This is a genomic window from Kosakonia oryzae, from assembly GCF_001658025.2.
GTDB classification, from domain to species: Bacteria; Pseudomonadota; Gammaproteobacteria; order Enterobacterales; family Enterobacteriaceae; genus Kosakonia; species Kosakonia oryzae.
In genome coordinates this window covers 3,789,537-3,801,975 of the sequence record NZ_CP014007.2, presented here as the reverse complement: position 1 = coordinate 3,801,975, position 12,439 = coordinate 3,789,537, and the positions used below count along the sequence as shown (strand labels likewise).

Here is a 12,439-nt window from a genome sequence, read left to right as displayed (position 1 = left end):
GGTTCTCATGTTGGTTAATTTGTCGCTCGTCACGCGTAAACTCAGCGCCGGACGGCAGTTAAAAGTGGATGCGCAGGCTTTCCGGTTACTCTTTCTCGGAAATGTACGGATCCTCATAGCCCAGAGCAAGCATTATCTCTGTCTCGATCCCTTCCATTTCTTCCGCTTCATCGTCTGCAATATGGTCGTAACCGAGCAGGTGTAGACTACCGTGCACAACCATGTGCGCCCAGTGCGCGTCCAGCGGTTTACCTTGCTCCTGCGCTTCCTGTTCCACCACCTGGCGGCAGATAATCAGATCGCCGAGCAGCGGCATTTCGATACCCGGTGGCGCTTCAAAAGGGAATGACAGCACATTGGTCGGCTTATCTTTCCCGCGATAAGTCAGATTCAGTTCATGGCTTTCCGCACTGTCGACCAGCCGAATGGTGACTTCCGCTTCTTCCTGAAACTGCGGGATAACCGCGTCCAGCCATTTCTGAAACTGTGCTTCTTCCGGCAGGCCGCTGTTATCTTCACACGCCAATTGTAAATCGAGGATCACCTGACTCATTTCTGTTCCTGCTCCTGCGCTTCGCGCTTACGTTCGGCAGCCAGTTCTGCTTTACGTTTCTGTTCGGCTTCTTCCCAGGCCTCATAGGCGATAACGATGCGGGCAACGACCGGATGGCGGACCACGTCTTCGCTGTGGAAGAAGTTAAAGCTAATTTCATCGACATTCGCCAGCACTTCAATCGCATGGCGCAGACCGGATTTGGTATTGCGCGGCAGGTCGATTTGCGTAATGTCGCCGGTGATCACCGCTTTCGAGTTAAAGCCGATACGCGTCAGGAACATCTTCATCTGTTCGATGGTGGTATTCTGGCTTTCATCAAGAATAATGAAGGCGTCGTTTAGTGTCCGCCCGCGCATGTAGGCCAGCGGCGCGACTTCAATGACGTTGCGCTCAATCAGTTTTTCCACGCGTTCGAAACCGATCATTTCAAACAGCGCGTCATACAGCGGGCGCAGGTACGGGTCCACTTTCTGGCTGAGATCGCCTGGCAGGAAGCCCAGTTTTTCCCCCGCCTCAACCGCCGGGCGCGTCAGCAGAATACGGCGCACTTCCTGGCGCTCCAGCGCATCTACCGCCGCCGCAACCGCAAGGTAGGTTTTCCCCGTACCCGCCGGGCCTACGCCAAAGGTGATGTCGTGATCGAGAATATTGGCGACGTATTGCGCCTGGTTTGGCGTACGCGGTTTAATCACACCACGCTTGGTTTTGATATGGATAGCTTTGCCATATTCCGGCACGCTCTCGGCGCTCTGTTCCAGCACGCGGGCTTCTTTGATCGCCAGATGAATTTGTTCCGGTTCGATCTCCTGCGTCTGACCGCGCATTGGCGCAGTATCGACATACAGTGTGCGCAGAATATCGGCTGCAGCGTTGACGCAGATTTCGCGTCCGGTGAGTTTGAAGTGATTATCGCGACGGTTGATTTCGATGCCCAGTCGCCGCTCCAGTTGTTTGATGTTGTCGTCAAACGGGCCACACAGACTTAGCAGACGTGCGTTGTCCGCTGGTTCAAGGGTAATTTCACGCGTATCTATGTTCAAACTGTTCCTCTTTTCAGTGTGTCGCGGGCTCTGCCCATCAGGGAATTATTCACGGCATATTAAGAAGTCGCAAGCATAGCGCAAGATGTTGGGGCAGGCAGGGGAAAAGCAAGGCCTGCCAGAAATGGCAGGCCAGTGGTATTACGGCTGGTACGTGCCGACGCCGAGGTCGTTTTCTTTACGCGTACGGGCAATTACCGACTCCGGGGATTCTACGACGCGCAGACCCATTTCGTCTTCGGTGCGAACCACTACGCCGCGCAGGGAGTTTGGATAGACATCAACGATTTCCACATCGACGAATTTGCCGATCATCTCCGGCGAGCCTTCAAAGTTCACCACGCGGTTATTTTCGGTACGACCGGACAGCTCCATGATGTTCTTGCGTGAAGTGCCCTCTACCAGAATGCGCTGGGTAGTGCCGAGCATACGCCGACTCCAGGCCATCGCCTGCTGGTTAATGCGCTCCTGCAGAATATAGAGGCGTTGTTTTTTCTCTTCTTCCGGCACATCGTCCACCATATCGGCGGCCGGCGTCCCCGGACGCGCAGAGAAGATAAAGCTGTAGCTCATGTCGAAATTGACATCGGCGATAAGCTTCATGGTCTTTTCGAAATCTTCGGTGGTTTCGCCTGGGAAGCCAACGATAAAGTCAGAACTTATCTGGATATCCGGGCGTGCCTCGCGCAGCTTGCGAATAATTGCTTTATATTCCAGCGCCGTGTGCGTACGCCCCATCATGTTCAGCACACGATCGGAGCCGCTCTGCACCGGTAGATGCAGGAAGCTCACCAGCTCTGGCGTATCACGGTAGACATCAATGATATCGTCGGTGAATTCAATCGGGTGGCTGGTGGTGAAACGGATACGGTCGATGCCGTCGATCGCGGCGACCAGACGCAGCAGTTCCGCAAAGGTACCGGCGCTACCGTCGAAGTTCTCACCGCGCCAGGCGTTAACGTTCTGACCGAGCAGGTTCACTTCACGCACACCCTGCGCCGCCAGTTGGGCGATTTCAAACAGAATGTCGTCAGATGGGCGGCTAACTTCTTCACCACGGGTGTAAGGCACCACGCAGTAAGTACAGTATTTATTGCAGCCTTCCATGATCGAGACAAAAGCGGTTGGACCTTCGGCGCGTGGCTCCGGCAGACGATCGAATTTTTCAATTTCCGGGAAGCTGATATCGACGACCGGGCTACGGTTGCCGCGCACGGAGTTGATCATCTCCGGCAGGCGATGCAGAGTTTGCGGCCCAAAAATAATGTCAACGTAGTGGGCGCGCTGGCGAATATGATCGCCCTCCTGGGAAGCGACGCAGCCGCCGACACCGATAATCAGATCGGGGTTTTTCTCTTTCAGCAGCTTCCAGCGACCCAGCTGATGGAAAACTTTTTCCTGAGCCTTTTCGCGGATCGAGCAGGTATTGAGCAGCAGCACATCCGCCTCTTCCGCCACTTCGGTCAGTTGATAGCCGTGTGTGGCATCCAGCAGATCGGCCATCTTTGATGAATCGTATTCATTCATCTGACAGCCCCAGGTTTTAATGTGGAGTTTTTTGGTCATCGACTTGCTCTTGCTTAAGTTCATATACCCCGAGTATGACGGGTATAAGCCAGGATTGCAGGCCGCGTATTGTAATGCTTTGGTCGCGTGCTGACCAGTATGACGGATGTCAGACGCAAGGGAGAAAAAATCCGGTAAACTTAAGGGATTCTCGTTTAAGGAAAATTAGCCATGACACATCACACTGAAGTCGCCGTCGTTGGCGGTGGCATGGTCGGCGGAGCGCTGGCGCTGGGGCTGGCGCAACATGGATTTACCGTTACGGTAATTGAACAGCATGCGCCGCCTGCGTTCGATGCGATGGCGCAGCCGGATGTGCGTATTTCGGCGATTAGCGCCGCATCGGTGGCGTTGCTGCGCGGGTTGGGTGTCTGGGAACGTGTGCAGGCGATGCGCTGCCACCCGTATCGCCAGCTGGAAACCTGGGAGTGGGAAAATGCTCATGTGATATTTGACGCCCGTGAGCTGAAATTGCCGCTGCTCGGTTATATGGTTGAAAACAATATCCTGCAACGGGCGCTGTGGGACGCGCTGGAGGTGCATCCGCAGGTCACGTTACGTGTGCCCGCGGCACTCAGCGGATTGCACACAGAGGGCGATCATCACCAGTTGACCTTCGAAGAGGGCGAGCCGCTAATGGCGAAGCTGGTGGTCGGTGCGGATGGCGCGAACTCCCGCGTTCGGCAGGCGGCCGGAATTGGCATTCACGCCTGGCAGTATCAGCAATCCTGTATGTTGATTACCGTTGAGTGCGAAGCTGAGGCAGGCGAGAGCACTTGGCAACATTTTACTCCCGACGGGCCGCACGCCTTTTTACCGCTGTTTGGCAACTGGGCATCGTTGGTGTGGTATGACACGCCTGCGCGTATTCGCCAGTTACAAACGCTGACTATGGCGCAGCTGGAGCAAGAGATCGCCCGCAACTTTCCTCCGCGACTGGGGCGTGTGAAGCCGGTTGTGGCGGCGGCGTTCCCGCTGGCGCGTCGTCATGCGTTGCAATATGTTCGCCCTGGCCTTGCGCTGGTGGGCGACGCGGCACATACCATTCATCCGCTGGCCGGGCAGGGCGTCAATCTGGGCTATCGTGATGTTGATGCTTTGTTGGAAGTGCTTGCCGGGGCGCGTACGCACGGCGAAGCCTGGGCCAGTCACGCGATTTTAAAACGCTATCAAATGCGTCGCATGGCGGATAACTTTATTATGCAAAGCGGTATGGATCTGTTCTATGTCGGGTTCAGCAATAACCTTGGCCCGGTCCGATTGTTGCGTAATATTGGTCTGATGGCGGCGGAACACGCCGGAGTGCTGAAACGTCAGGCGCTGAAATATGCTTTAGGCCTATAGACGTTAACTTTGTGCCGCGAGTGTTCAGTGCTCGCGGCTTTTGATTCGTATTAGCGTAACGAAAGCAGTACATCCAACGCAGTACGCACGCGCATTTTCTGCTGGAAAAAAGCCTGATAGCCGTCAGCCGCTTCAACATGTTGCAATGCCCATGTACCGGCGCGCATATCCCGCATTGTTGCCAATGTCTGGTAGAGCGGCAGCAGCAGAAGTATAAATGCCGCAACTGCTGCGAGCCCGGCATAGCTCGTCCACTCAATTTCCCGCGTCTGCTGTACCAGCAGCCCTAAGGTCATTAACTGCAAAATGAGCCGGGCAATAAAGCCCCGCCAGTAGAATTGCTGAAGACGTTCTGGCGTACGAAAACAGGGGTTTTTAAGCGAAGCGCGTTGCTCTTCCAGCGGAATGCCTTGCATGTAAACTTTCCAGTTGGATATTTCGCTGAGCAGCGTGGCCTGGCCATGCTGGCTGAGCGTGTGCAGTCGCATCGAAACCAGAACCGGAAACACAATCCCCATCAGCAGACCATACAAAAAGGGGGCGGAGAGGCCGAAAAAAGCCAGTGCCAGGCAAAATACACCTAACAGAATGTAGATCGGGGAGTAGAGTGGGAAGGCTGTTGTCTGGTAGTTCATGATGTCATCCCTGCTGAGTAATGGTTTAAATTACCACTGATTTTGACAGGACACTCGCTACCAATTCCGGGGATACAAAAACAAAAAAGCCCGCCGAAGCGAGCTTTTTTGCATTAAGTGGCTGGGGTACGAGGATTCGAACCTCGGAATGGTGGAATCAGAATCCACTGCCTTACCGCTTGGCGATACCCCAAATGTGCGCCCGCAAAAGCAGACGTCTTTGAGATGGCTGGGGTACGAGGATTCGAACCTCGGGATGGTGGAATCAGAATCCACTGCCTTACCGCTTGGCGATACCCCAACAAATCTTTCAGGTTTAATACGCTAAAGTACTACACCTTAAATATGGTGGCTACGACGGGAATCGAACCTGTGACCCCAGCATTATGAGTGCTGTGCTCTAACCAGCTGAGCTACGTAGCCAAATTTTACTGCTTACCCAGTCATCGACTGGCTGGGGTACCTGGATTCGAACCAGGGGATGCCGGTATCAAAAACCGGTGCCTTACCGCTTGGCGATACCCCAACGACTGACGCGTTTACACGCAGGAGTCGAAGAAGAGATGGCTGGGGTACCTGGATTCGAACCAGGGAATGCCGGTATCAAAAACCGGTGCCTTACCGCTTGGCGATACCCCATCCGTGCAACACCTATTGGGAATGGTGCGGGAGGCGAGACTTGAACTCGCACACCTTGCGGCGCCAGAACCTAAATCTGGTGCGTCTACCAATTTCGCCACTCCCGCAAAAAAAGATGGTGGCTACGACGGGAATCGAACCTGTGACCCCAGCATTATGAGTGCTGTGCTCTAACCAGCTGAGCTACGTAGCCATCTTTTTTTCGCGTTACCTTATCGGCGTTGCGGGGCGCATTATGCGTATTGGGCCTTACAGCGTCAATACCTTTTTCATCGAAAATTGCCGTAATGTGACTGTTTGGTTAGGTTGCGAACAGCATGGATGCTTTATTCAACAAAATTCGAATTTATTCATGAAATCAGTGATACAAAAAAATACGGACCCCTCAGGGCCCGTAAGGATAACTGCCACTTATTAATAAGCGGACTGGTGAATACCCACTGCGCGACCTGATGGATCGTTCATGGTTTTGAATGCTTCATCCCATTCAAATGCTTTAGCCGAAGAGCAGGCGACGGACGGACCGCCAGGTACGCATTCTGCTGCGCTTGGCAGCGGGAACAGCTCTTCAAAGATCTCGCGGTACAAATACGCTTCTTTTGACGCGGGCGTGTTGTACGGGAAGCGGTAGCTGGCTGTTGCCAGTTGCTGATCCGTTACCTGCTGCGCCGCCACTTCTTTCAGCGTATCGATCCAACTGTAGCCTACGCCGTCGGAGAACTGCTCTTTCTGGCGCCACGCCACGCTTGCTGGCAGATAGGATTCAAAACATTCGCGCAGAATGTGTTTTTCCATTTTGCCGTTGCTACCGCACATTTTGTCCTGCGGGTTGATGCGCATTGCCACGTCGAGGAACTTTTTATCAAGGAATGGAACGCGTGCTTCAACGCCCCAGGCCGACATCGCTTTGTTCGCACGTGCACAGTCAAACATATGCAGCGCTTGCAGTTTACGAACGGTCTCTTCATGCAGTTCTTTAGCATCCGGCGCCTTATGGAAGTAGAGATAGCCGCCGAATACTTCATCGGAGCCTTCGCCGGAGAGCACCATTTTGATGCCCATCGCTTTGATTTTACGCGACATCAGGTACATCGGGGTTGAAGCGCGAATGGTCGTCACATCATAAGTTTCGATGTGATAGATAACGTCGCGGATCGCATCCAGACCTTCCTGCACAGTGAAGTGAATTTCGTGGTGCACGGTGCCGAGATGGTTAGCCACTTCCTGCGCGGCTTTCAGATCCGGCGCGCCTTTCAGGCCGACAGCAAAGGAGTGCAATTGCGGCCACCAGGCTTCAGAACGCTCTTGATCCTCAACGCGACGCGCAGCGAATTTCTTGGTGATAGCTGAAATGACAGAAGAATCCAGACCGCCGGAGAGCAGCACGCCATACGGCACGTCTGACATCAGATGGCTCTTCACCGAGTCTTCCAGCGCCTGGCGCAGCTCGGCTTTATCCGTCACGTTATCTTTTACAGCGTCATAGTCAAACCAGTCGCGCTGATAGTAAGAACGGATTTCACCGTCTTTGCTCCACAAGTAACTGCCTGCCGGAAACTCTTTAATCGTGCGGCAAACCGGTACCAGCGCTTTCATTTCTGAGGCAACATAAAAGTTGCCGTGCTCATCGTGACCCATGTACAGCGGAATAATACCGATATGGTCGCGACCAATCAGATAAGCATCTTTTTCGCTGTCATACAGCGCGAAAGCAAACATCCCCTGCAAATCGTCGAGGAATTCCGGGCCTTTCTCCTGATACAGCGCGAGGATCACTTCACAGTCGGAACCGGTCTGGAATGCATAGCGATCGCCATATTCTGCGCGCAGCGCCTGATGGTTGTAGATTTCACCGTTAACCGCCAGCGCATGCGTTTTTTTCTCGTTATACAGCGGCTGCGCGCCTGCGTTGACGTCAACAATAGAGAGACGCTCATGGGCCAGAATGGCTTTGTCACTTGCATACACGCCGGACCAATCCGGGCCGCGGTGGCGCATCAGGCGGGATAATTCCAGCGCTTTTTTACGTAATTCTGCTGCGTCGGTTTTAATATCCAGTACGCCAAAAATTGAACACATAGACTTCTCCGTTAACCTTGAGGGCATTGCTGTAATGTTGTGTGCTTGCATTCAAAATGCCGCAAAAACGCAGGGGCGTGCAAGCCTTTTGCGCGAGCAAACTTAAAAAGTGCAATAGTGATTATCGAATGCTGAAAAAAGAGTACAGATTGAACTCTGTTATTGATGAATCAGCAAAATAAAGTGCTTTTTATTGAATGGCGCTGTTTTTTATCAGGCTCAAAATGAAAAAACACGCCCGAAGGCGTGGTTTCTGTCAGATAACATCAATTTCCGCGACGGAGGGGTAAATCCACGAAGGGCGAAACGGCATGGCATCAATATCGTCGATTTGCGAAACGCCCGAGAGCACAAGGATAGTCTCCAGACCGGCCTGAAATCCGGCCAGAATGTCGGTACGCAGGTTGTCGCCGACAATCACCGTCTGCTCCGAGTGTGCCTGCATCGTATTCAGCGCGGCGCGGATGATCCACGGGCTGGGTTTGCCAACGTAAAACGGTTTACGGCCAGAAATTTTTTCGATACCTGCACACAGTGCGCCGCACGCAGGGTAAAAACCGCGCCCGTGGGTGTCCGGGTTGGTGGCGATAAAGCGTGCGCCATTGGCGACAAAGAAGGCCGCTTTGTGCATCATTTCCCAGTTATAGGAGCGGGTTTCGCCGACGATGACAAAATCCGGATTGATGTCGGTAATGGTAAAGCCTGCTTTATACAGCTCATGGATCAGCGCGCCTTCACCAACAACATAGGCTTTTTTCCCTTCCTGGCGCTTGAGAAAATCTGCGGTGGCCATGGCCGAGGTATAAAAGACGCTGGCGGGTACATCAATACCGGCGGAAATAAAGCGGTTCGCCAGATCCTGGCCGGTCTGAGAAGGGTAATTCGTCAACAGCACCAGCGGCATTCCTTTCTCAAGGATGCGCGTAATGAACTCTGCCGCGCCGGGCACCGCTACGTTATCGTGCATCAGCACGCCGTCGATATCACAGATTACATTCTGAATGGTCATGGACTGTCCGGATGAAAATGAAGTAATAACTATAAACCCTGTCAGTTTTCCAGCAAACGTTGCAGCAGCAGACCGTTCAACATGGCGCGTTTCACCAGCGCGAATGCGCCGATAGCCGAGCGATGATCCAGCGTGGAAGGCACCACCGGCAGGTTTTTGCGAAACGCTTTTAGCGCCTGAGTATTAATGCAGGCTTCAATGGCGGGGAGCAGGACTTTGCTGGCTTCAACAATCTCGCCTGCGATCACGACTTTTTGTGGATTAAACAGGTTGATGGCAATCGCAATGGTTTTGCCAAGATGGCGACCGACATATTCGATCACTTCACAGGCCAGCGCGTCGCCTTTATTCGCGGCTTTACAGATCGTTTTAATTGAACAATCGTCTGGCGTGAGGCGGCTTTGATAGCCCTGTTCCAGCAGATGGCGCACGCGTTGTTCAATGGCAGCATTGGCGGCGATCGTCTCCAGACAGCCGAAGTTACCGCAGTGGCAACGTTCACCCAGCGGCTCGACCTGCACATGACCGATCTCGCCTACGTTACCGTTACGACCAATAAAAATACGCCCGTTGGAGATGATTCCGGCGCCGGTGCCGCGATGCACGCGCACCAAAATAGAGTCTTCGCAGTCCTGACTTGCCCCAAAATAGTGCTCGGCGAGCGCCAGACTGCGAATGTCATGACCCACAAAACAGGTCAATTTAAAGCGTTTTTCCAGCGCCTCCACTAGCCCCCAGTTTTCGACCTGAATATGCGGCATGTAACGGATGACGCCGCTTTCCGGATCGACCAGTCCCGGCAGGATGACCGAAATGGCGATCAGTTCGCGAATTTTACGCTGGCTGGTTTCAATAAACAGGCTGATGGTATTAAGCAGCGCATGCTCGAGTGTTTCCTGGGTGCGTTCCGGTAAAGGGTAGTGCTCTTCAGCCAGTACTTTGCTGCTCAGATCGTACAGCGTCAGCGTGGTGTCATAGCGACCAAGACGCACGCCAATAGCCTGAAAATTGCGGGTTTCGGTGACGATAGAGATGGCGCGGCGGCCTCCGGTGGAGGCCTGTTGATCAACTTCTTTGATCAATCCGCGTTCAATCAGTTGGCGCGTGATTTTGGTCACGCTGGCAGGAGCAAGCTGGCTTTGTTCGGCAATCTGAATGCGCGAAATGGGGCCATGTTGATCAATCAGGCGGTAAACCGCCGCGCTGTTAAGCTGTTTTACGAGGTCAACGTTACCAATTTGAGCCTGTCCGCCTGATGTCATACTTTCTCTTTATGCAGTGACGACCTCGTTGCCATTAACGATGGTCTTGATGATTTTATAATCGCGTGTGAACGCCGTCAGGTTCGCCACTTTGCCGATGGCGAGGCTGCCTAAGCGGTTGTCAACGCCAATGGCGCGAGCGGGGTAGAGTGTTGCCATACGCAGCGCTTCGTCCAGCGCGATGCCGACATGCTCTACCAGATTGCGTACCCCTTCAATCATTGTCAGGGAGGAACCGCTCAGCGTTCCGTTTTCGTCCACACACAACCCATTCCGGTAGTATATTGTTTTGCCAGCAAAAATAAATTGATCAATATTTGCACCCGCTGGTGCGGTCGCGTCGGTTACCAGGCAAAGTTTGTCACCTTTCAGACGCTTAGCGTTACGGATATTAACGTAATCAACGTGCAACCCGTCTGCAATAACGCCACAGTAAACATCCGCATCATCGAGTACCGCGCCAGCCAGCCCAGGCTCACGACCGGTGATGTATGGCATGGCATTATAAAGGTGCGTCGCAAAAGTGATCCCGGCGCGGAATCCGGCTTTCGCCTCTTTCAGCGTGGCATTAGAGTGCCCGGCGGAGACCACAATGCCTGCATCCGCCAGTTGACGAATGACATCGTCGCCTGCCATTTCCGGTGCCAGCGTTACCTTGGTGATGACATCGGCGTTCTGGCACAGGAAATCGACCAGCGCAGGTTCCGGTTTACGCACAAACGCCGGGTTATGGGTGCCTTTTTTAACGATATTCAACCACGGCCCTTCCAGATGAAGGCCGAGCGCCTGATTCGGGTATTTCGCCAGGTAATCGCGCATCACTTGCACGCCCTGTTTCATTAACTCGTCACTGGAGGTGATCAGTGTCGGCAGGTAGCTGGTGCAACCGGATCTTTCGTTCGCCTGCTGCATGATCTCCAGCGTTTTCACGCTTACCGCTTCTGCGGTGTCATTAAATTGCACGCCGCCGCAGCCGTTAAGCTGCACGTCGATAAAGCCGGGGGCCAGAATGGCGCCATTCAACGAGCGTTGTTCGATTCCCGTCGGCAACTCGTCCTGTGGGCAAAGACGTTCAATCAGGCCATTGGCAATCACAATCGCGTGATTATCCAGAATTTCATGGCCGGTGTAGATTCGGCAATGGGTTAAAGCATACATAACGACCCCCGGTTACAAATATGTACCGCTCCGCAGTCATCCCTTGCGGAGCGGAAACTGAATTACAGACCTTTGATGTTTTCCGCTTCTAACTCGTTGAAGTATTTCAGCGTTTTAACTTTCAGCTCCATCGTGGACGGTTCATCGCAGACGATGACTGCTTTCGGATGCAACTGCAGACAACTAATGGTCCACATATGGTTTACGTTGCCTTCTACTGCCGCCTGCAGAGCCTGCGCTTTCACGCCGCCAAGTACCAGAATCATCACTTCTTCTGCGTCAAGCAACGTGCCCACGCCGACAGTCAGTGCGTACTTCGGCACCTGATCCACGTCGCCGTCAAAAAAGCGAGAGTTCGCCACGCGGGTGTCATGAGTCAGGGTTTTAATGCGCGTGCGTGAAGCCAGAGAAGAAGCCGGTTCGTTAAACGCAATGTGCCCGTCGTTACCTACGCCACCCATAAACAGGTGAATTTTGCCGTAGGAACGGATTTTTTCTTCATAGCGGCGGCATTCTGCGTCAATATCAGGCGCATTGCCATCCAGCAGATTAATATTTTCTGCCGGGATATCAACGTGATCAAAGAAGTTGCGGTGCATAAAGCTGTGGTAGCTTTCCGGATGCTCTTTCGGCAGACCAACATATTCGTCCATGTTGAAAGTGACAACGTGCTGGAAACTAACCTGGCCTGCTTTGTGCATCTCAACCAGTGCTTTGTAAGCGGTGAGCGGTGTACCACCGGTTGGCAGACCAAGGATAAACGGACGATCTGCCGTAGGTTTGAATGCGTTGATACGATTTACGATATGGCGGGCTGCCCATTTTCCGACTTGTTCAGCTGTCGCCAGGGGAATCAGTCTCATTGTTCACCTCAAAGTTAAATGAATAAAGTTGGCGGAATGCTTGCTGGCTCGGTGTTTAGCGTAACCTGAATTCGTTACAGAGCGGGAGCAGTCCGCGTTGATATTTTTGATCATAAAATAAGTTTTGCTTGTTTGCTAGCAGTCGGGAGGCTTATTGACGATAGTTAGTGACTTTTATCACAAAAAAAATGCTTTTAATTTGCGAGGCGAATTAATTTTTCACACACTCTGCAAGGTAGTGAAAAAATAGCCTGTAGGGTAGTGAATAAATAGCCGTGATTTCAGGTT

Annotated in this window: 10 protein-coding genes and 7 tRNA genes; 1 reads left to right on the top strand and 16 read right to left on the bottom strand. The window is 53.0% G+C overall.

Annotated elements, in window-relative coordinates:
- Positions 1 to 85: 85 nt before the first annotated feature.
- From ybeY to miaB, 3 genes are all read right to left on the bottom strand, one after another.
- A complete protein-coding gene (gene ybeY / locus AWR26_RS18060; RefSeq protein ID WP_007373866.1) occupies positions 86 to 553 on the bottom strand; it encodes an rRNA maturation RNase YbeY in 468 nt (155 codons plus the stop codon).
- Entirely contained in the window at positions 550 to 1,596 is a 1,047-nt protein-coding gene (locus AWR26_RS18055) for a PhoH family protein (RefSeq protein ID WP_043954280.1), read from the bottom strand. Before AWR26_RS18055 ends, ybeY begins: the two co-directional genes overlap by 4 nt.
- A 141-nt stretch (positions 1,597 to 1,737) precedes the next feature.
- Positions 1,738 to 3,162 (bottom strand): tRNA (N6-isopentenyl adenosine(37)-C2)-methylthiotransferase MiaB, encoded by a 1,425-nt coding sequence (gene miaB / locus AWR26_RS18050; protein ID WP_064567855.1) that lies wholly within the window; start codon positions 3,160 to 3,162, stop codon positions 1,738 to 1,740.
- Between the two features lie 171 nt (positions 3,163 to 3,333).
- Here miaB and ubiF point away from each other — a divergent pair, with 171 nt between their 5' ends.
- Positions 3,334 to 4,506, top strand: coding sequence for a 3-demethoxyubiquinol 3-hydroxylase (ubiF, locus tag AWR26_RS18045; RefSeq protein ID WP_064567853.1), 1,173 nt, complete (start codon positions 3,334 to 3,336; stop codon positions 4,504 to 4,506).
- Positions 4,507 to 4,556: 50 nt separating this feature from the next.
- Here the strand turns inward: ubiF and AWR26_RS18040 are convergent, their stop codons facing one another.
- From AWR26_RS18040 to nagB, 13 genes are all read right to left on the bottom strand, one after another.
- Positions 4,557 to 5,141 carry a hypothetical protein gene (locus AWR26_RS18040; RefSeq protein WP_082934114.1) on the bottom strand — a complete coding sequence of 195 codons (585 nt, stop codon included), beginning with the start codon at positions 5,139 to 5,141 and terminating at the stop codon, positions 4,557 to 4,559.
- A 118-nt stretch (positions 5,142 to 5,259) separates the two neighbouring features.
- Positions 5,260 to 5,334: transfer RNA gene (locus AWR26_RS18035), tRNA-Gln, on the bottom strand.
- 33 nt (positions 5,335 to 5,367) lie between these two features.
- Positions 5,368 to 5,442, bottom strand: a tRNA-Gln gene (locus AWR26_RS18030).
- A gap of 45 nt (positions 5,443 to 5,487) precedes the next feature.
- Positions 5,488 to 5,564 (bottom strand) — tRNA-Met (locus AWR26_RS18025).
- A gap of 28 nt (positions 5,565 to 5,592) precedes the next feature.
- A tRNA-Gln gene (locus AWR26_RS18020) sits at positions 5,593 to 5,667 on the bottom strand.
- A gap of 38 nt (positions 5,668 to 5,705) precedes the next feature.
- A tRNA-Gln gene (locus tag AWR26_RS18015) sits at positions 5,706 to 5,780 on the bottom strand.
- Between the two features lie 22 nt (positions 5,781 to 5,802).
- Positions 5,803 to 5,887, bottom strand: a tRNA-Leu gene (locus tag AWR26_RS18010).
- Between the two features lie 9 nt (positions 5,888 to 5,896).
- Positions 5,897 to 5,973, bottom strand: a tRNA-Met gene (locus AWR26_RS18005).
- Positions 5,974 to 6,194: 221 nt separating this feature from the next.
- Positions 6,195 to 7,859 (bottom strand): asparagine synthase B, encoded by a 1,665-nt coding sequence (gene asnB / locus AWR26_RS18000; RefSeq protein ID WP_043954274.1) that lies wholly within the window; start codon positions 7,857 to 7,859, stop codon positions 6,195 to 6,197.
- Positions 7,860 to 8,115: 256 nt separating this feature from the next.
- Positions 8,116 to 8,868, bottom strand: a complete 753-nt coding sequence (locus tag AWR26_RS17995; RefSeq protein ID WP_007373873.1) for an HAD-IIA family hydrolase — start codon at positions 8,866 to 8,868, stop codon at positions 8,116 to 8,118.
- A 41-nt stretch (positions 8,869 to 8,909) separates the two neighbouring features.
- Entirely contained in the window at positions 8,910 to 10,130 is a 1,221-nt protein-coding gene (nagC, locus tag AWR26_RS17990; protein WP_007373874.1) for a DNA-binding transcriptional regulator NagC, read from the bottom strand.
- Between the two features lie 9 nt (positions 10,131 to 10,139).
- A complete protein-coding gene (gene nagA, locus AWR26_RS17985) occupies positions 10,140 to 11,288 on the bottom strand; it encodes an N-acetylglucosamine-6-phosphate deacetylase (RefSeq protein WP_064567850.1) in 1,149 nt (382 codons plus the stop codon).
- Positions 11,289 to 11,350: 62 nt separating this feature from the next.
- A complete protein-coding gene (nagB, locus tag AWR26_RS17980; RefSeq protein WP_064567848.1) occupies positions 11,351 to 12,151 on the bottom strand; it encodes a glucosamine-6-phosphate deaminase in 801 nt (266 codons plus the stop codon).
- Positions 12,152 to 12,439 lie beyond the last annotated feature (288 nt).

What these genes read in the sequence shown, in the direction of transcription:
- ybeY (WP_007373866.1), bottom strand. Translation starts at nt 553, where the DNA reads ATGAGTCAGGTGATCCTCGATTTACAATTGGCGTGTGAAGATAACAGC.
- AWR26_RS18040 (WP_082934114.1), bottom strand. Translation starts at nt 5,141, where the DNA reads ATGAACTACCAGACAACAGCCTTCCCACTCTACTCCCCGATCTACATT.
- asnB (WP_043954274.1), bottom strand. Translation starts at nt 7,859, where the DNA reads ATGTGTTCAATTTTTGGCGTACTGGATATTAAAACCGACGCAGCAGAA.
- nagA (WP_064567850.1), bottom strand. Translation starts at nt 11,288, where the DNA reads ATGTATGCTTTAACCCATTGCCGAATCTACACCGGCCATGAAATTCTG.
- AWR26_RS17995 (WP_007373873.1), bottom strand. Translation starts at nt 8,868, where the DNA reads ATGACCATTCAGAATGTAATCTGTGATATCGACGGCGTGCTGATGCAC.
- ubiF (WP_064567853.1), top strand. Translation starts at nt 3,334, where the DNA reads ATGACACATCACACTGAAGTCGCCGTCGTTGGCGGTGGCATGGTCGGC.
- nagB (WP_064567848.1), bottom strand. Translation starts at nt 12,151, where the DNA reads ATGAGACTGATTCCCCTGGCGACAGCTGAACAAGTCGGAAAATGGGCA.
- miaB (WP_064567855.1), bottom strand. Translation starts at nt 3,162, where the DNA reads ATGACCAAAAAACTCCACATTAAAACCTGGGGCTGTCAGATGAATGAA.
- nagC (WP_007373874.1), bottom strand. Translation starts at nt 10,130, where the DNA reads ATGACATCAGGCGGACAGGCTCAAATTGGTAACGTTGACCTCGTAAAA.